Origin of the sequence: Acidovorax sp. WCS2018Noco2-16 (assembly GCF_031843945.1) — a bacterium.
Taxonomy (GTDB): Bacteria; Pseudomonadota; Gammaproteobacteria; order Burkholderiales; family Burkholderiaceae_C; genus Paracidovorax.
The window spans coordinates 118,785-136,868 of record NZ_JAVTJJ010000005.1; the positions used below are offsets into that span (position 1 = coordinate 118,785).

At 65.7% G+C, this 18,084-nt stretch carries 15 protein-coding genes; 8 read left to right on the plus strand and 7 right to left on the minus strand.

Annotated features, from left to right (window positions below; translation table 11 throughout):
- Positions 1-111: 111 nt before the first annotated feature.
- Positions 112-1,032, minus strand: a complete 921-nt coding sequence (locus RQI28_RS12790) for a LysR substrate-binding domain-containing protein (protein ID WP_311222280.1) — start codon at positions 1,030-1,032, stop codon at positions 112-114.
- A gap of 158 nt (positions 1,033-1,190) precedes the next feature.
- Here RQI28_RS12790 and gtdA point away from each other — a divergent pair, with 158 nt between their 5' ends.
- From gtdA to RQI28_RS12810, 4 genes are all read left to right on the plus strand, one after another.
- The gene (gene gtdA / locus RQI28_RS12795; RefSeq protein WP_311222281.1) at positions 1,191-2,267 is read left to right on the plus strand and encodes a gentisate 1,2-dioxygenase; all 1,077 of its coding nucleotides are present in this window, start codon (positions 1,191-1,193) and stop codon (positions 2,265-2,267) included.
- 164 nt (positions 2,268-2,431) lie between these two features.
- Entirely contained in the window at positions 2,432-3,130 is a 699-nt protein-coding gene (locus RQI28_RS12800; protein ID WP_311222282.1) for a fumarylacetoacetate hydrolase family protein, read from the plus strand.
- 11 nt (positions 3,131-3,141) lie between these two features.
- A complete protein-coding gene (gene maiA, locus RQI28_RS12805; protein ID WP_311222283.1) occupies positions 3,142-3,786 on the plus strand; it encodes a maleylacetoacetate isomerase in 645 nt (214 codons plus the stop codon).
- A 61-nt stretch (positions 3,787-3,847) separates the two neighbouring features.
- A complete protein-coding gene (locus RQI28_RS12810) occupies positions 3,848-5,173 on the plus strand; it encodes an MFS transporter (protein ID WP_311222284.1) in 1,326 nt (441 codons plus the stop codon).
- Between the two features lie 223 nt (positions 5,174-5,396).
- Here the strand turns inward: RQI28_RS12810 and RQI28_RS12815 are convergent, their stop codons facing one another.
- Positions 5,397-8,969, minus strand: coding sequence for a hypothetical protein (locus RQI28_RS12815; RefSeq protein WP_311222285.1), 3,573 nt, complete (start codon positions 8,967-8,969; stop codon positions 5,397-5,399).
- Between the two features lie 717 nt (positions 8,970-9,686).
- Complete coding sequence (locus RQI28_RS12820; protein WP_272549877.1) at positions 9,687-10,598, minus strand: LysR family transcriptional regulator; 912 nt, start codon at positions 10,596-10,598, stop codon at positions 9,687-9,689.
- Between the two features lie 113 nt (positions 10,599-10,711).
- On the opposite strand from RQI28_RS12820, the gene RQI28_RS12825 reads away from it, so the two are divergent.
- The 4 genes from RQI28_RS12825 (at position 10,712) to RQI28_RS12840 (ending at position 13,882) form a co-directional block, all read left to right on the plus strand.
- A complete protein-coding gene (locus RQI28_RS12825; protein ID WP_311222286.1) occupies positions 10,712-11,704 on the plus strand; it encodes a 2Fe-2S iron-sulfur cluster-binding protein in 993 nt (330 codons plus the stop codon).
- 83 nt (positions 11,705-11,787) lie between these two features.
- Positions 11,788-13,053, plus strand: coding sequence for an aromatic ring-hydroxylating dioxygenase subunit alpha (locus tag RQI28_RS12830; RefSeq protein ID WP_311222287.1), 1,266 nt, complete (start codon positions 11,788-11,790; stop codon positions 13,051-13,053).
- 3 nt (positions 13,054-13,056) lie between these two features.
- Positions 13,057-13,548, plus strand: coding sequence for an aromatic-ring-hydroxylating dioxygenase subunit beta (locus RQI28_RS12835; RefSeq protein ID WP_311222288.1), 492 nt, complete (start codon positions 13,057-13,059; stop codon positions 13,546-13,548).
- Between the two features lie 10 nt (positions 13,549-13,558).
- Positions 13,559-13,882 carry a non-heme iron oxygenase ferredoxin subunit gene (locus RQI28_RS12840; protein ID WP_311222289.1) on the plus strand — a complete coding sequence of 108 codons (324 nt, stop codon included), beginning with the start codon at positions 13,559-13,561 and terminating at the stop codon, positions 13,880-13,882.
- A gap of 36 nt (positions 13,883-13,918) precedes the next feature.
- Here RQI28_RS12840 and RQI28_RS12845 read toward each other — a convergent pair whose 3' ends face one another.
- The 4 genes from RQI28_RS12845 to RQI28_RS12860 all read right to left on the minus strand — a co-directional run bounded on the left by RQI28_RS12845 (position 13,919) and on the right by RQI28_RS12860 (position 18,068).
- Entirely contained in the window at positions 13,919-15,346 is a 1,428-nt protein-coding gene (locus RQI28_RS12845) for a methyl-accepting chemotaxis protein (RefSeq protein ID WP_311222290.1), read from the minus strand.
- Positions 15,347-15,530: 184 nt separating this feature from the next.
- Entirely contained in the window at positions 15,531-16,094 is a 564-nt protein-coding gene (locus tag RQI28_RS12850; protein ID WP_311230894.1) for a glycine zipper family protein, read from the minus strand.
- Between the two features lie 240 nt (positions 16,095-16,334).
- Positions 16,335-16,649, minus strand: coding sequence for a hypothetical protein (locus RQI28_RS12855; RefSeq protein WP_311222292.1), 315 nt, complete (start codon positions 16,647-16,649; stop codon positions 16,335-16,337).
- Between the two features lie 354 nt (positions 16,650-17,003).
- Positions 17,004-18,068 (minus strand): homocysteine S-methyltransferase family protein, encoded by a 1,065-nt coding sequence (locus RQI28_RS12860; protein WP_311222293.1) that lies wholly within the window; start codon positions 18,066-18,068, stop codon positions 17,004-17,006.
- Positions 18,069-18,084 lie beyond the last annotated feature (16 nt).

Below are 18,084 nucleotides of genomic sequence, written 5' to 3' on the forward strand. Positions count from 1 at the left end.
GGAGCACCTCGGAAAGCAGTGAATGCGAATGGATCGCATTTTATGGGGTGGCCGTGAGGTCGCTTCTGGTTGGGCGCGATGGCCGGCGTGGTGATGTCGGGTTTCAGCGTGTCAGGACACTGGCCCCGACACCTCGCGCAGCGCGCGCAGCATGCTGGCCACGGCCGTGCGGTCGGCGGTGTTCTCGCGCCAATACATCGACACCGAGCCGAACCCCGAGAGGCGCACCGGCAGCACGCGCAGCGCCCCCATGTGCGAAAAACGCAGCGCCGCGCGGTGCGAGGCCATGCCGATCATGTCGCTGTGCCCCAGCAGGGTGAGGTTGAGCGTGACGGAGTTCGATTCCACGCTGCCCGGCGGCAGCGCCTGCCCGACCGTGGCGAGCGCATTCTCCAGCGCGTTGCGGATGGGCGTGCCGCGCGGCCAGACGAGCCAGCGGTAGGCCATGAGCTCGCTCCATTCCAGCGCCCGCTCCAGCCGCAGCAGCGGGTGCTGCGGGCGGGCCACCAGGTGGATGGGCTCCATGTAGAGCATCTCGGCGTGGATGTGGGTGTCGTGCAGCTCGGGCGCCGAGCGGCCCACCACCACGTCCAGCTCGCCGTGGGCCAGTTGCTGCATCAGCACGTTCATGGTGCTTTCGGCCAGCCGGATCTGCGCGCGCGGCAGACCCTCCAGCAGGCGCAGCACGGCCATGGGCACCACGTCGGAGGCCGATGCACCCGAGGTGCCCACCACCACCAGGCCGCTGCCGCCGTCGCGCAGGGCCTGCATGTCGTCGCGCGCGCTGTCCAGGTGGGCCTCGATGCGCCGGGCATGGGCGATGAGCGCCTCGCCCTGGGGCGTGGGCCTCAAGCCCCGCGCATGGCGCTCGAACAGCACCATCCCGAGGTCGTCCTCCAGCTCCTTGAGCCACTTGGAGAGCGCGGGCTGCGCAGTGTGCAGCTGCTGCGCCGACTGGCTCATGTTGCCGGTCTGCGCCAGGCTCAGCAGCATGTGCAGCTGGCGCAGCCGCAGTCGGTGGGTCCAGTCCATTGCGGTCCTCAAATGCGGGCTAGGTATATGCAAAAGATTATGGATGAGACCAATAAATGATTTTACGGACTATCGCTGTCTTCGAATAATCCGCTCCATGGCCTGCCGCCAAGCCCTTGTCAGGGCGGTGCGCAGGGCCGCTGCAAAGGAGACAACGCATGGACACCACCACTCTGGCCCGGCCCGCTGCGAAGGGCGCCCCCTCGTTGGAACGCCAGGCCTACTACGAACGCATCGCTCGCCAGGGCATGGCGCCTCTTTGGGAATCGCTGCACAGCCTGGTGCCGCGCGAGCCGCGCCCGCAGGCCATGCCGGCCTTCTGGAAGTACGAAGACATACGCCCGCTCGTCATGCAGGCGGGCGAGGTCATCAGCGCCGAGGAGGCCGTGCGCCGCGTGCTCATCCTGGAAAACCCCGGCCTGCCCGGCAGTTCCAGCATCACCTCCACGCTCTATGCGGGGCTGCAGCTCATCCTGCCCGGCGAAGTGGCGCCCAGCCACCGCCACACGCAGTCGGCGCTGCGCTTCATCGTGGAAGGGCAGGGTGCCTACACGGCCGTCAACGGCGAGCGCACCACCATGCACCCGGGCGACTTCATCATCACCCCGTCGTGGACCTGGCACGACCACGGCAACCCCTCGGCGCAAGAGGGCGGCGAGCCCGTGGTGTGGCTCGACGGCCTGGACATTCCACTCATCCGCCACCTGGACGCGGGCTTCGCCGAGAACTACCCCGAGGCCGCGCAGCCCGTGAACCGCGCCGAAGGCCACAGCTTCGCCGCCTTCGGCCACAACATGGCGCCCGTGCGGCACCGCGCGGCGGAGGACCCGACCTCGCCGATCTTCAGCTACCCCTACGACCGCAGCCGCGAGGCGCTGGAGCAGCTCTTTCGCCAGGGCGAGCTCGATGCCTGGGACGGTGTGAAGCTGCGCTACGTAAACCCCGCGACCGGCGGCTGGCCCATGCCCACCATGGCCACGTTCCTGCAGCTGTTGCCGGCGGGGTTTCAGGGCCGCACCTACCGCAGCACCGACGCCACCGTGTTCAGCGTGGTCGAAGGCCAGGGCTCGGCGCGCATCGGCGACAGCACCTTCCAGTTCGGCCCGCGCGACACCTTCGTCGCGCCCTCGTGGGCACCCGTACAGCTGGCCGCCACGCAGGACGCGGTGCTGTTCAGCTATTCCGATCGCCCGGTGCAGGCGGCGCTCAACCTCCTGCGCGAACAGCGCTCCTGAGCGGGGCGCGGCCCACAGAGCCCTGCTGGCGGCGTTGCCGCATCTTGCCGTGGCGCCGCCACTGTTTGCGATGCGGCGCCTGGCCAGAAGGGCTCTGTGAACCGCTCGCGAACGTGACCCTCCTTCCCTTTTGAACGACCCATTTCTCCGAAAGAAAAATCACCATGGCCTTCGTGTTCCCCGCGTGCCCCACTGTTTCCGTGCCCGTCGTCGGCACCCCTGATGCCTTCGCCGTGCGCCGTGTCTACTGCGTGGGCCGCAACTACGCGGCCCACGCCCGCGAGATGGGGTTCGACCCCGACCGCGAGCCGCCCTTCTTCTTCTGCAAGCCGGCCGATGCGGTGATTCCCGTGGCGTACGGCGAGACGCTGCGCCTTCCGTACCCGTCCCGCACCGACAACTTTCACTACGAGGCCGAACTGGTGGTCGCCATCGGCAAAGCCGGCAGCGACATCGCCCGCGAAAACGCGCTGGAACATGCCTGGGGTTACGCCGTAGGCCTGGATATGACCCGCCGCGATCGGCAGATGGAAATGCGCCAGATGGGCCGGCCGTGGGAGATCGGCAAGGCCTTCGATGCCTCCGCGCCCATCGGCCCGATCCACCGCGCCAGCGACGTGGGCCACTTCGAGCAGGCCGGCATCTGGCTCACCGTGAACGGTGCGGACCGCCAGCGCAGTGATGTGTCGCACCTGATCTGGTCGGTGGCCGAGACCATCGCCGACCTCTCCACCTGGTTCCGCCTGGAGGCGGGCGACCTGATCTACACCGGCACTCCCGAGGGCGTGGGCCCGGTGGTGCGCGGCGACCGCATGGCGGTGGGCGTGGATCGACTGGGTGAGCTGGCGGTGGACGTGGTCTGACGGAGCCTTGCATGCAGCTCTACAGCTTCTTCAACAGCTCCACCTCATACAGGGTGCGCATCGCCCTGGCACTGAAGGGGCTGCCCGCCGACCACCACGGGGTGAACATCCGTACCGGTGAGCACCGCGCGCCGGACTATGCCGAACTGAACGCCTCGCGCGTCGTGCCCACGCTGGTGGACGGCGACTTCGCCCTGGGCCAGTCCATGGCCATCCTCGACTACCTGGACCAGCGCCACCCCGAGCCGCGCCTGATCCCGCTGGAGCCCCGGCTGCGTGCCCGCGTGCTGGAGCTGGCCCATGTCATCGCCTGCGACATGCACCCGGTCAACAACCTGCGCATCCTGAAGTACCTGCAAGGGCCGCTGGGTTTGAGCGCAGCGCAGAAGGACGCCTGGTACGCCCACTGGGCGGCCGAGGGCTTCGAGGCTGTGGAGCGGCTGCTTGCCAGGCACGGTGACGGCGGCGGACCCTGGTGCTTTGGCGACCAGCCCACGCTGGCCGACGTGTGCCTGGTGCCCCAGGTCGCCAACGCGCTGCGCGCAGGCTGCGACCTCCAACCCCATGCGCGTGCCATGGCCGTGTACGCGCACGCCGAACGGCACCCCGCCTTCATCGCGGCCCGACCGCAGGAGCAGCCCGACTACCAGCCTTGATTTTTTCTGTGGTCCCCGGCCCATGAGCCACCCCCATCCCTACAAGACGGAGAGAGACAAAATGACCCCATCCATGACCGCCGGCATTCCGGCGGCAGACCGTGCCGCCTTCGGGCCGCTGCAGCTGCGCGTGACGCTGCTGTGCGCCATCGTCGCCATGCTCGACGGCTTCGACACCCAATCCATCGCCTACGTGGCCCCGCGCATCGCGGAAGACTGGGGGCTCAAGCCCTCGGAGTTCGGGCCCATCTTCGCGGCCGGCCTCTTCGGCCTCATGGCCGGCGCCTTCCTGCTCAGCCCGGCCGCCGACCGCTGGGGCCGCAAGAAGATCATCCTGCTGTCCACCTTCATCTTCGGCCTGTTCGCGCTGCTCACGGCCTGGGCCACCAACATGAACGAGCTGCTGGCCTACCGCTTCATCACCGGCGTGGGCCTGGGTGCGGCCATGCCCAACATCATTGCCCTGACCAGCGAATACGCGCCGCAGCGCCTGCGCGCCACGCTGGTCACGGTGATGTTCTGCGGCTTTCCGCTGGGCTCCACACTGGGCGGGCTGATCTCCAGCTGGCTCATCGCGCATTTCGACTGGCACTCGGTGTTCGTGCTGGGCGGTGTGCTGCCCCTGCTGCTGCTGCCCGTGCTGGCCGCGCTGCTGCCCGAATCACTGCGCTACCTGGCCGCCAGCGGCGCCGCGCCCGCGCGCTACGAGCCCATCGTCAAGAGCGCCTACCCGGGCGAAGACCCGGCCACGGTGATGGCCGGGCTGCGCGACGAGGCTGCTGGGGTGCAGGCGGGCTTCTCGGTGTTCGAGCTGTTTCGTCACGGCCGCCTGCACACCACCATGCTGCTGTGGCTGGCGTTCTTCATGAACCTGCTGGTCATGTACTTCCTGGTCAATTGGCTGCCCACGCTGCTCAAAAGCGCCGGCCTGCCGCTGGAGAAAGCCATTCTTTCCACCGCCATGCTCAACCTGGGCGGCGTGGTGGGCGCGCTCGCGCTGGGCCGGCTCATCGACCGCTTCAGCGCCTACACCGTGCTGGGCGCGGCCTATGCCGCCTCGGCCGGCTTCATCGCGCTGATCGCCTTCAGCGGGCAGAACCTCACGGGCCTGCTGGCTGGCGCGGCGCTCTCGGGCTTCGGCGTGGTGGGCGCGCAGATCGGCTGCAACGCGCTGGCCGCCGCCATCTACCCAACCCACATCCGTGCCACCGGCGTGGGCTGGGCGCTGGGCGTGGGCCGCATCGGCGCCATCGTCGGCCCGTTGGCAGGCGGCGCCCTGCTGGCCGCGGCGTGGACGCCTTCGTCCATCATCCTGGTGGCCGCCGTGCCGGCGGTGCTGGCGGCGGCAGCGGTGGTGCTGCTTGGGCGCGTGCGCAGGGGCGCCTGAATCAAGCACCTATTCAAGTCAAAACGGCCTGTAGCGCTTGTGGGTCAAGCGCTGTGGAATCAAAAAGCATAGCAAAATGGTCGCAGGCAACCGACGAAAGGCACGCATATGGAATGCGCCATCCGCATGTGGACTACCGATGCCGTTCCTGCCGCGCAGCGGGCGGCGCATGTTCTTGGGGGCAGTTACCACGACAGGTCGAAGCAAGGCCGCATTTCAGTTCTCAGGAGTTTGCCTGCTCCGAGCTTGGCTGAGCTCCATCTCCTTGCGGCGCTGACTCAGCCCAAATGTGCGCGGGCTCCATCTCAAGGTCGACCGAGTAGCAAGCGTACTGAGCGTCCAACAACACCTCAGCAACAGGCGTTAACTTCTGCCTGAAAAATCCCAGCTGCGACTCGAGAAGTTCTTCAGGCTGCTCGACAGCTAACGCAACAAGCGTGTCTGTCATCTCGCGAAGGAGAGGCGGCAAAGTCTTGTCAATTCCTGCTTTACTAGCCACCAAGCGGGCGACCACATCAGCCTTGGACGTTCGCTCCAATACCGGTCGGTCATCGAGTCCCAAGCCTTGTGCGGCAAAGACTGCAAAGTCCATTGCTGCTTCGCAGAAGGTGCGCCACCTAGTTGTCGCGGCCTCGGGCATTGGCAGGAGGCCCGCCTGCTCAATCCATTCACGCGCCCGCTCTTCCGCCGGAAACGGTCTATCGGACCCGCCTAAGGCACACATTGGCACATGCATGCCTTTTACGACAGGCATGACCGTCAGATGCATCGACGCGTCGACTAGCTTGCGCCAACTGGTCCATGCACCGTCAACCCTTGCAAGCCAGTGATGGATGCGGTCTAGCTCAACGGTGACCAAGACTTCCAGCATCGGCCAAACTAACGTCTCATCGGTCGAACTCTTCACATGCACTTGAGTGCCGGGGTGCATGCGCCAAAAAGCGTGGCGCAAATCTTTCTCAATACTGCTCCTGAGCGTTCGCTTCTTCTTCCTTGCCGAAGCACATGCGTCGGATAGAGCTCGACCAGAGGGCGCTCTAAACTTGCGGTGTAGCACGAGTGGATTTTTCTGTCGCTGCACAGCCTCACCGGCTAACGCAAGCAGATCCCGCACCACCTCGGAGAGTTCCACTAATGGCTTGCTCGCGCTACTTCCATGCGGCATCAAGTGCCAAGGCTCTCGGGTTATTGCGTCACGGATTCGCTTTAGAACATCTCCTAGCCACATGATGTAGGGCATAGCGTCCCGTGGTAGGACAGCAAATCTGCGAAGCAGATCGGCGCTGCAGTCGAAAAGAATCGATTGCAGTTGGGAGTCCTTCTGAGCTTGCCTTTTCCCATCCGCGAACCACGGAATGCGCGGCGTTGGCAGGGTTCGGCTTTGAATGTGTACTTCGCCCAAAGATTCAAGCGCAGTCGCGTTTTGGGCCCCTCTCAGTTCGCCGTCTAGTGTTTCGCGTAGGGCCGAGTTCATCTTCTCAACCTGGCCAACCGCTTCAATAAGAAAAGCGCCATAGCTGGCAGGTGCAAGCCTGTGCTTGATAGCTTCACTCCATCGGCGGTTCCATGCCGGAAGGGAACTAGGCGGAAGCTTGCCTCTGGGGATTCGCTTGTCGGCCACATTGAAACCATCGAATCCAGCGACCACACCAGGGCCGGCAACCGCTCGGGAAACAGCCAAATCCGCAGTCGGACATAGCGCCAGCAGAAGCTCACACAGCGTCACCACGTCGTCATGCTGCGCGGGTTGATAGCGTCTTGAAACCATTCGAATGTCGCTGGCAACAGCAAGTCCCTCCGGTTCCTGACGTGTGGCTGCAGCCGTCGCCCACGGAACCTCAGCACCGACTCGAGCCAAGAGTTCTACGGCGCCGGCGCTCTCGACCCAACGGCGCGCTATTTCCGGCTCCAGTAAATACACGGTGCCCAGCAACTCGCCGACTTGCGCCAGATCGTTCGACACCAAGTCCGGAGACATTTGCAAGAGCGCGTCTCTGAGCCCCGGCGTAAGTGCGTGCCCCACGTGCGCTACCAAGAGGGCATTAAGCGAAGCCAAGTCCGAAGCACCGCTCACCAAGGTTTGCACACTACTTGACGACATGCGTTGAAGGAGTCTGCCTCGCAAATGGTTTTCTGTGGACCGCGATTTGATTTCAGTGAGGAGTCTGGCCGCCGGAGCAGTCGGCGATGTAGCAAACACGTCAGGCATTTCTATCCCCGAAATGCCGAAGAGCGCGGCCGCAAGCAGAGTGTTTTGCGGAGCGGAAGCGACCTCCGACGACCTCAGCCACATGTCGATGGCCTGTTGAATTTGCTGCTCACCCAGCCCCGTCAGAATGGTAGTCATGAGCTGTATCGAAGGCTTTTCGTTCAACCTTCCGGATAGCGTCTCTAAGAATGACTCCTCCAGCGATGGATAGCGTCCCAACGATCTGGCGAGAAATACTCCCAGGTCCGACTCCAGAACAGCATCAAGCGCTTGAATGAAGGTCTGCTGCTCGGTTTCTATGGATACGTGATTCGTCTCGCTGAGAAGATGCAGCGACCTGAGTTCATGTGTACCACCCATTGAACCGTCACCGAGGTCTCGCAGAAGATGTTCGTTCACGATCCGAGGAAGAGCACTTCCAACCTCCATTGCACTTCGATGAAGTACCCTGGGGAGCTTCGCGACATCAACACGTGCCCCAAGGCAGGTGATTGCGGCGCAGACGCGCAGTACCTCAAGCTCCGCATGCCTCGCGTGGTCACTCACGCGAACGGCGACCTGCTGTCGCAGAGTCTCAGAGAGCCGACTCCCTTGTGTGAGGATGTGGGCGTATTCCAGCAGCAGTTCGTTGGATTGGTCCCAAGGCTCCTGCCAGTTAGTCCACGAGGTGATGCCCTGATCTCGTAGTTCACGCCAGAACTGTTCGGCGAACTCGCGTTCGGCACGCACAGGAACTTCAATTGCGTGGCGTCGTTCTGCCAACTGGCATATGTCCTCCTCGCGAATGGAAGCGAGAAGAGCGAGGCCGGGTTTGGTAGCAACCTCACGTGCCAGTGCGTCCCAACCATCCATCAACCCGGCGCTTAGGTTATCGAGCAAGAAGCCCACAGGAGCTTCCGCTGCAGCGCCACAGCTGTTAGCCAAAATAACTAGTTCACCAATGTCTTCAATGGTCAAGTGCCGCACTCGGAACCAACGCACTGCATGCCGGAGCGAGTACGCGGCATCCCACTGAAGCGCGGACTTCCCCGCGCCAGAAGGACCTCTCAGAAGCACGTTACGGCGCTCGGCCAGCGCGCCGATGATCCCATCTCTTAAAGCGGCGCGCTTCACAACCAGCCCGGCGACCACATGACCGGGCTGGACGTCAACACCCGCGAAGAAGTTTGGGTCCTCCATCGGTGTTGCGAAGTCGACTGCCTCACATAGCCCTCGCGAAAGTGCCGCCAGGATGCGTTCCGAAGTGAACAACGGAGCACGCTTGTTGACCTCAAGCTCCACGTCACTCAGCGATAGGCCAAGGAAGCTGCCTGACTGCTTCATACCGTTCTCATCAGCAAGCTGAGCAGCCTTTCGCAAAACCGTGCCGTAGTAGGTATCGGCCTCGAGGACACTGCATCCGCGCCGCGCCGCAATTGCCTCATGAGCCGCACCGCGCGGGTTTGGCAGTACCAACATGCTCGTTCTGGCCAGCAAGTCTGGCTGAGTGCTGACCGACAGCGCCTGAACAATAGCCGTCAAATCGCTGAGTGGAAACGCCCCGTCCAGCGCTGGCCCGCCGACGAAAGTTCGCTCAATGATGAGCATGTAGGATTCTGTGGGCTGCTTCGCACTATTAGCCCAGAGCTTTGTAAGGAAGTTCACCACGTCAGCCACAGGGAAAGGTCCCCGCTTTTCGCGTCTCGACTTCACCTGCACAAGGACCCTACCGGCCGTCGTTCCTAGCTCGATGTCGTCATCGCCTTCAGGTATGACTAATCCATACGGAAGCCGCCCCGCCCAACCCCCAAGCGCGAGGCTTGCCGCCACAGCATCCTGATATCGGAATCCCCGTCCCGCATGGGACCCTGCACGCGAAGTCACTGGATCAACTCCCTACATTTGTTTGCGCTTCCCATCTGGGCTGCGGATTTTCGTGGGCCGAGCGCTCATTAGGTTCAGTCTATGCGAGACCGTCCAGAGAGGCTTCAAACGCGCCTTGCGCGATACCGGCTTCATCCAGCCAGCCACGCCGCACAAGCTGTGGAACAGCTTCGCGACGCATCTGCTTCAGTCAGGTGCGACTCCACACGGGTCGGAAACTCCGGAGCCACGCCGATGTGAACGAACATACTGAAGGAGGCGGATGGGGCGCCCCTTAAATTCACTGCCCAGCGCCGGGCCGCCTCAAAGCCGACGCTGGTGGACTTCCGCTCTCAGCCTGTAGGCGACATTGCGCCGCTCCGCTCCAGGTAGACAAGCGTTGCCACAGCAATCTGTCCATAAACGTAGTAGCTAAGTCATGAGGACGTGCCATGCACGCCCTCACTCCCCTTCCGCAAACATCTCCACCAACACCCCCCGCAGCCACTGGTTCCCCGGATCCCGGTGGTACTTCGTATGCCAGAACAGGTTGATCGCCACCTGCGGCAATTTGGCCGGGTGGGGCGCATAGGCCAGGCCGAAGGGCTCGGCCATGCTCTGAGCCATTTTTTCGGGCACGGTGGCGACCATCTGCGTGGCCTGCAGGATGTGGCCGATGGCGACGAAATGCGGCACGGTGAGCCGCACGTCGCGCGCCACGCCCATGCGCTCCAGCAGTTCGTCCACCTTGCCGTGGCCCGTGCCTTCGGAGACGACGACCACGTGCTCCGCCTTGGAAAAATCCGCCAGTGCGATGCTGCGGCGCTTGTGCAGCGGGTGGCCTTCGCGGAACAGGCACACGTAGGGCTGGCGGAACAGGCGGCGCTGGAAGAAGCCGGCCTTGAGCTGAGGCAGAAGGCCTACGGCCAGGTCCACCTTGCCGGCTTCCATGGCGTCCTTCAGGTCGGTGGCTGAATTGCGCACGGTGGTCAGGCGCACGCCCGGTGCCACCTGGGCCAGCCGCTCCAGCAGGCGGGGCAGGAAGTAGATCTCGCCGATGTCCGTCATGCCCACCTTGAACACGCGCCGGCTGGTGGCAGGATCGAACCCCAGCTTGTGGTTGAGGGCGCCGTGGATCATGGCCAGCGCGTACGACACCGACTCCGCCAACTGGTCGGCATAAGGCGTGGGCTGCATGCCCTGGGCGGTGCGCAAGAAAAGCTCGTCACCCAGCAGGCGGCGCAACCGAGCCAGTGCGTTGCTCACTGCGGGTTGCGTCAGGCCCAGGTTTTCCGCGGCCTGCGACACCTTGCGTGTGACGAGCAGCTGCTGAAAGACCACCAGCAAATTCAGATCAATGTCTTCCAGTTCCACGGGGCACCTTTATTCATCAGGGTGATGCGGTGTATTCACGCCATTCTATTGGCTGATTATCAGATCACAGGAATGATCGGGGCCATAACAACGACATTGAGTGAGACAACCCGATGGAACTGCATATCGAGCCGCTGGGCCGCGTGCTGCCCGTGGCACCGGGCGCCAACCTGCTGGAAGTGCTGCGCGAGTACCAGATCCCCGTTTCCTACAGCTGCATGGCCGGGCGCTGCGGCACCTGCCGCTGCAAGGTGCTTTCGGGCGAGGTGATCGATGCGGGCCAGGCGCTGCGCATGCCGCCGCTGGGCGGCGGTGAGGCGCAATACGTGATGGCCTGCCAGACGGTGCTGAGCGAGTCCTGCACCATCGAGATCCCCGAGCCCGACGAGGTGGTGGTGCACACCGCCCGCACGCTCAAGGCCACGGTGACGGCGGTGGAAACGCTAACGCACGACATCCGCCGCCTGCGCCTCAAGCCGGCCAAGCCGCTGGACTTCTCGCCGGGGCAGTACGCGCAGTTGCAGTTCGGCCCGGGCCTGGTTCGGCCGTATTCGATGGCCGGGTTGCCGGACGATGACGAACTCGAATTCCACGTGCGGCTGGTCGAGTGCGGGCGGGTGTCCACCCATGTGGCCCAGGTGCTGGCCGTGGGCGATGCGGTGCGCGTGAGCGGGCCGCTGGGCTCGGCCTACCTGCGCCGCAAGTACGAAGGTCCCATGCTTTGCGTGGCGGGCGGCACGGGCCTGGCGCCGATCCTCTCCATCGTGCGCGGCGCGCTGGAATCGGGCATGCCCAACCCCATTCACGTCTATGCCGGCGCCCGATCGGCGCGCGATGTCTACGGCCTGCAGTGGCTGAAAGATCTGCAGCAGCGGCACCCGCAATTGCAGGTGCATGCCGTGGTGGCCGCAGCCGATGCGGCGCCGGGCCAACGCACGGGCCTGGTCACCGACGCTATCGCGCAGGACTGGCCCACGCTGGAAGGCTGGCGCGCCTACCTGTGCGGATCGCCGCCCATGGTGGAGGCCGTGTCGCTGCTGGCGCGCCAGCGCGGTGTCGTCGCCGAACACCTCTACGCGGATGCCTTCTACGCCAGCACGCCGTGAGGCAGGGGCCAGGGCCCCTTCCTGCGCACCCTTACTTCTTTTGATTCGCAACACCCCATAACAAGTCCCAAGGAGACAACGCCATGAGTACGCCCCATCCCGTCTTCCCACTGCATCCGACCTGGGAAAGCCCCGGCACGCACCGCGTGCCCTTCGCGGCCTACACCAGCGAGGACATCTACCGCCGCGAACTGGAGCGGTTCTTCTACCGCGGCCACTGGTGCTACGTGGGCCTGGAGGCGGAGGTGCCGAACCCGGGCGACTTCAAGCGCACGGCCATCGGCGAGCGCTCGGTCATCCTGGTGCGTGGCGAGGACCTGCAACTGCACGTGGTGGAGAACGTGTGCGCGCACCGCGGCATGCGTTTTTGCCGGGAGCGCCATGGCAACCGCAAGGAGTTCGTCTGCCCCTACCACCAGTGGAACTACAAGCTCGACGGTGCGTTGCAGGGCGTGCCCTTCCGGCGCGGCGTCAAGCAGGACGGCAAGATCCACGGCGGCATGCCGGCGGATTTCAAGCTGGAGGAACACGGCCTGACGCGGCTCAAGGTGGCCACGCGCGGCGGCGTGGTTTTTGCCTCGTTCGACCACGGCGTGGAGTCGCTGGAGGATTTCCTCGGGCCGGTGATCCTGGGGTACTTCGACCGCCTGTTCAACGGCCGCAAGCTCAAGATCCTGGGCTACAACCGCCAGCGCATTCCGGGCAACTGGAAGCTGATGCAGGAGAACATCAAGGACCCCTACCACCCCGGTCTGCTGCACACCTGGTTCGTGACCTTCGGACTCTGGCGGGCCGACAACAAGTCGGAGCTGAAGATGGATGGGCGCCACCGCCACGCGGCCATGGTGTCCACGCGCGGCGAGGCCAAGAAGCAGTCCGACGTGTCCAACGTCTCCAGCTTCAAGGCTGGCATGCAGCTGGAAGACCCGCGCTTTCTCGACATCGTGCCCGAGCCCTGGTGGGGCGGGCCCACGGCGGTGATGACCACGCTGTTCCCCAGCGTGATCCTGCAGCAGCAGGTCAACAGCGTCTCCACGCGCCACATCCAGCCCGTGGGCCACGATGCCTTCGATTTCGAATGGACGCATTTCGGCTTCGAGAACGACACCGACGAGATGACCGAGCGCCGGTTGCGCCAGGCCAATCTGTTCGGTCCGGCGGGCTTCGTCTCGGCCGACGATGGCGAGGTGATCGAGTTCTCGCAACAGGGCTTCGAGCAAAAGCCCTTCCATCGCGCGCTGGTGGAGCTCGGCGGCCGGGAGGTGGGAGACACCGACCACATGGTCACCGAGACGCTGATCCGCGGCATGTACGAGTACTGGCGCAGCGTGATGGAAAAGAAGGACTGAACCATGAGCGCTCAATCCACCGCGATCGAATTCGCCGACTACTTCGCCCTGCAGCAGCTCTATGCCGACTACGCCGCCACGCTCGATGCAGCGCAGTGGGACCGGTGGCCGGGCTTCTTCACCGAAGACTGCCTCTACCGCCTGCAGCCGCGCGAGAACCATGAGCGCGGCCTGCCGCTGGCCACGCTGTCGTTCGACAGCCAAGGCATGCTGAAGGACCGGGTCTACGGCATCCGCGAGACGCTGTTCCACGACCCTTACTACCAGCGCCACGTGATCGGCGCGCCGATCGTGCGCCAGGCCGGGGAAGGCCGCTGGGCGTGCGAGGCGAACTACGCCGTCTTTCGCACCAAGCTCTCGGAGCCCTCAACGGTCTTCAACGTTGGGCGCTACCTGGATGTGGTGGTGCGCACGCCCGAAGGCATGCGCTTCGCCCGCAAGGAATGCATCTACGACAGCGAAATGATCCCGAATTCCATCATCTACCCGATCTGAGGAGACCCCCATGCCGGCAATCGACACCGAATGGACCGAGGCGGCCGCGCGCGCCGACCTGCCCGAGGACGACGTGGTGGGAGTGACCGTCGAGGGACGCGATGTGGCGCTCTACACCGTGGACGGCGAGGTGTTCGCCACCGACAACCTGTGCACCCATGGCAATGCACGGCTGTGCGACGGCTTCCTGGAAGGGCACGAGATCGAATGCCCACTTCACCAGGGGCGCTTTGACGTGCGGGACGGCAGCGCGCTGTGCTCACCGCTCACCCAGGGTGTGCGCACCTACCCCGTTCGTATAGAGCAGGGATCGGTGTACCTCAAGCTGGCATGAGACGACCCAAGGCGGGGTGGACGCGGTATGGCGGTCTCACCCCTGCACCAGCGCACCGCGCGGCGTCTGGAACTGAAAACCTTCCACCAGGCTCTTCAGCCGGCCCGCCTGTTCCAGCAGGCTGGCTGCCGCTGCGGACGACTGCTCGACCAGCGCCGCGTTCTGCTGCGTCATGTGGTCCAGCTCGGTGACCGAGGTGCTCACGCGGCCCAGGTCGCCGGACTGGCCTTCCACTGACGAGCTGATGGTGCCCACCACCTGCGAGGCGCGCCGTGCGCAATCGACCACGTTCTGCATGTTGCGGCCGGCGTCGGCTGCCAGCGTGCTGCCGTGCTGCGCCTGTGCCACGGATGCGGCGATGAGCGTGCGCACCTCGCTGGCCACCACGGCGAAGCCTCGGCCTTGCTCGCCAGCGCGGGCGGCTTCCACGGCGGCGTTGAGCGCCAATAGGTTGGTCTGGAAAGCAATGCCGTCGATTACGCCCACGATGTCGGCAATGCGGCCGGCGCTGGAATGAATGCCCTCCATGGTCGTCACCACCTCGGTCACCACGCCGCCGCACTGCTCGGCCAGCTGCGTGGCCTCTTGCGTCAGCCGGCGCGCTGCCACGGCCTCCTGCACGCTGTGGCGCACCACGCCGTCCAACTGCTCCATCGACGCCGCGGCCTCCTGCAGGTGCGATGCGGTGCGCTCGGTGCGCTGACTCAGGTCACGGTTGCCCGATGCGATCTCGCCCGAGGCCGATGCGAGGCCGGCCGCGGCTTGGTGCACGTCGGCCACCACGCCGTTCAGGCGCAGCAGCGCGCCCTGCAGCGCCTGAGCAGCCGCGCTGCGCACGGTGACGTGGCCCACGTCCAGCGACAACTGGCCGTTGGCCTGCAGGCGGCACAGCTGCTGCAGCTCGGCCGACTCGACGGCGTCGGCCCGCGTGCGCAGGGCAATGCCCACTTCGACGGCGGTCTGCACCACCACGAAGCTGGCGTGAACGAGGATGCGGCCGAAGTCCGGCTCGGTCAGGCAGTAGATGGGCAGCCCGGCCAGCTGCAGCCGGTCGAACGCAATGTGGTGCACGGCGATCAGCCCCGCTGCGAAGACGATGGGCCGCCAGTCTCGGTAGGCCAGCAGAAAGGCCAGGAACACGAACACGCCGAAGTGCATTTCGGTCGCGCCCAAGCTCAGCTGGATGTGCAGCGCCACCATGCCCATGCCGGCCACCACCATCGCCAGGCGGCTGGTCAGCGTGCCGCGCGCCAGCCACCAGGCCAGCGCTGCCAGGCCGGTGAGCGCCGCGCCCCACAGCACTGCGGTGCCGGGGCGGCCGTGCACGGTGCCCGTCCACAGGGCCACCGCCCAGCCCAGCGCGACCACGCCCAGCAGCAGCGCGTCGGCCCGCCGGCCGATGGCGGTCAGCGCGTCATGCGCGCCGGGAGACAGGGGTGGATGGATGCCATTGCCTTGTGCCATGCGGAAGACTCCCTGCGGTGTGGGTAGAACATGCGGCCGCACGGTGCAACGCAGCAGGTTGCCCTGGAAAGGCTGGATGCGCCGGATGCAATCCGGCCTGGGAGTGGGTCTGCGTGGGGCTGAAAACATGTTGTAACGCAGCGCCTTTGACCTGCGTCAACCCTCGCGACCGAGCATTCCAGATTCAGCGCAGCACGCGGCAGTTCCCGAATTCGCAGCGCACGGCCAGAGCGTCGCCGTTGGCGCAGGGCACGCTGTAGGTCTCGAACCCTGGCCCCTTGGCCACCAGCGTGGCCAGCGGTTGGGCGCTGCACGATTGTTCGCGCGCCAGCCGCTCGGCGTTGAAGGTGTCCACACCGGTGGCTCGCGGCGGCACGAAAGGCGGTGGCGGTGCGGGTGCCGGGGCGGGCGGCCAGGCCGGCAGCGCCTGTGCGGACAGCGTGTGGCCTTTTTGCGCCATGCAGGCCACGGTGATGCGGCGGCGCCGCTCCACCACGCTCGCGCCTCGCTGGCCGGCGCCCAGCAGCGCGCCGCCTATCGCCCAGTCCTGCACCGCGTCGCTGCTGCGGCCCAGGCCCCAGACCAGCGCGGCCGCCACCAGCGCGCCTTCGACCATGCTGTCCAGCGTTTCTTGCACCGCATCGATCTGGCCGGCATAGGCGAGGCAGGCCTGCAGATCCGCCGGGTAGCGGGCGCTCAGTGCTTCATCTTGCGCACTGGGGCTGCCGGCGGGTGGCTGATCCGGCATGACCGGGCCTGTGGTGGTGCAGCCGGTGAGCCAAAGCGCCAGGGCGGCAGCGCACGCGATGGCCAACCGTGGAGCTTGGTGAAGAGGGTGCGAGCGTGGGTGGGGCATGGGGCTGGTTTCCTCAACCCCGATGGTGCCCGCTTGCGGGCGCCAACGCCAGCACCCGCGCTGTGTCGATCAAGCAGGTGCTGCGACGAGCGCCTGCGGTGCGTGCGGCCGCCCGGCGGGCCGCTGCGCCAGTCAGAAAGTCGGCACGGCCAGCACCGCGCAACCCGCCAGCACGGCAAATGCCAGCCCGAAATGGCCTTGCGCGCCCACCAGAGTCTTGGCGACGGCCGGGCTCAGCGCCGCGCCTACGTCCTGCATCGTCATCACCAGCCCCAGCGCGGTGTTGTAGCGTCCGCTGCCGCGCACGTAGCGGTCCACCAACAGCGGCGTGGCCAGGGCGCCGGCGGCCAGGCCGTCGAGCACCTGCACGGGAATGTTGGCCCAGGCTTCGGGGATGGCCCAGGCGATCACGCCGCGCACCGGAAGCGCCAGGATGGCGCCGTACACGAACCTGCAGACCCCACCGCAGGCTGCGTGACAACCGCAGCGCCACGGGCACAGCAGCGGGGAGGCATCGGGCACCGTGGCCGCAAGGCGCTGGTTCAGCAGCGGCAGCGTGGAGGCGTTGCCCAGGGTGAAACAGCGCGCAAGTCAGCCCGAAGCACCACAGCGCGCGGTGGCCCAGGAATGCGCGAAAGCCCTCGGGAACCACGGCCCATCGGGGTGAGGACGGGGCGCATGGTAAGGGCCGCTGTACAGCGCTCCGATAGGAGGGCGGCCCGTCGGCAGGCGCTCTGTAACGGACCCAGCGGTGCTGTGGGGCTCCATTCCAGAGCCCCAGCGCACCGCCCGCGCAGGGCGTCAGGCCGCTTCGGGGTAGAACAGCTGGCGTGTCGCCACGGGGGCCACGGCCCGGCCAATGGCTGCAATGTGGTCCGGCGTGGTGCCGCAGCAGCCGCCCACGATGTTGACCAGCCCTTCGGCGGCGAATTCATGCACCAGGCGGCTGGTGACCTCGGGGGTCTCGTCAAACCCGGTGTCGCTCATCGGGTTGGGCAGGCCGGCGTTGGGGTAGCAGCTGATGAAGGTGTCTCCAGCCACCCGGTTCAGCTCCTGGATGTAGGGACGCATCAAGGTGGCGCCCAAAGCGCAGTTCAGGCCGATGGCCAGCGGCCGGGCGTGGCGCACGCTGTGCCAGAAGGCCGTCACCGTCTGGCCCGAGAGAATGCGGCCGGACGCGTCGGTCACCGTGCCGCTGATGATGAGCGGCAGGCGCTCGCCGCTGTTCTCGAAGTATTCGTCGATGGCGAAGAGGGCCGCCTTGGCGTTCAGCGTGTCGAAGATGGTCTCGACCAGCAGCACGTCGGAGCCGCCTTCGACCAGCGCCTCGGTCTGCTCGTAGTAGGCCGCGCGCAGTTGCTCGAAATCGACGTTGCGCGCGCCCGGGTCGTTCACGTCGGGGCTGATGCTGGCCGTCTTTGGGGTCGGGCCCAGGGCGCCGGCCACGAAGCGGGGTTTGTCCGGCGTCGAATATTTGTCGCACGCGGCGCGGGCCAGCTGGGCGGACTTGAGGTTCATCTCGCGCGCCAGGTCCGCCATCTTGTAGTCCTCCTGCGCGATGGTGGTCGCGCCGAAGGTGTTGGTCTCGATCAGGTCGGCGCCGGCAGCCAGATAGCGCTCGTGGATGTCGCGGATCACGTCCGGCCGGGTGAGGCTCAGCAACTCGTTGTTGCCTTTCACGTCGCGTGGAAAGTCCTTGAACCGGTCCCCGGTGCCGTCCGGGCCGCCACCCTCGCCCCGGTACTGCGCCTCGCCCAGTTTGAAGCGCTGGATCATGGTGCCCATGGCGCCGTCCAAGATGGCGATGCGTTGGGCCAGGATGGCGGGCAACTGGGCGGCACGGGTGTAACGGGGCAGATTCTTCATCCCGCCATTGTAGAAA

Coding starts and splice junctions, on each gene's coding strand:
- RQI28_RS12800 (WP_311222282.1), top strand. CDS start 2,432: ATGGCCTTCGTGTTCCCCGCGTGCCCCACTGTTTCCGTGCCCGTCGTC.
- RQI28_RS12815 (WP_311222285.1), bottom strand. CDS start 8,969: ATGCTCATCATTGAGCGAACTTTCGTCGGCGGGCCAGCGCTGGACGGG.
- RQI28_RS12825 (WP_311222286.1), top strand. CDS start 10,712: ATGGAACTGCATATCGAGCCGCTGGGCCGCGTGCTGCCCGTGGCACCG.
- maiA (WP_311222283.1), top strand. CDS start 3,142: ATGCAGCTCTACAGCTTCTTCAACAGCTCCACCTCATACAGGGTGCGC.
- RQI28_RS12790 (WP_311222280.1), bottom strand. CDS start 1,032: ATGGACTGGACCCACCGACTGCGGCTGCGCCAGCTGCACATGCTGCTG.
- gtdA (WP_311222281.1), top strand. CDS start 1,191: ATGGACACCACCACTCTGGCCCGGCCCGCTGCGAAGGGCGCCCCCTCG.
- RQI28_RS12850 (WP_311230894.1), bottom strand. CDS start 16,094: ATGCCGGATCAGCCACCCGCCGGCAGCCCCAGTGCGCAAGATGAAGCA.
- RQI28_RS12840 (WP_311222289.1), top strand. CDS start 13,559: ATGCCGGCAATCGACACCGAATGGACCGAGGCGGCCGCGCGCGCCGAC.
- RQI28_RS12810 (WP_311222284.1), top strand. CDS start 3,848: ATGACCCCATCCATGACCGCCGGCATTCCGGCGGCAGACCGTGCCGCC.
- RQI28_RS12860 (WP_311222293.1), bottom strand. CDS start 18,068: ATGAAGAATCTGCCCCGTTACACCCGTGCCGCCCAGTTGCCCGCCATC.
- RQI28_RS12835 (WP_311222288.1), top strand. CDS start 13,057: ATGAGCGCTCAATCCACCGCGATCGAATTCGCCGACTACTTCGCCCTG.
- RQI28_RS12845 (WP_311222290.1), bottom strand. CDS start 15,346: ATGGCACAAGGCAATGGCATCCATCCACCCCTGTCTCCCGGCGCGCAT.
- RQI28_RS12830 (WP_311222287.1), top strand. CDS start 11,788: ATGAGTACGCCCCATCCCGTCTTCCCACTGCATCCGACCTGGGAAAGC.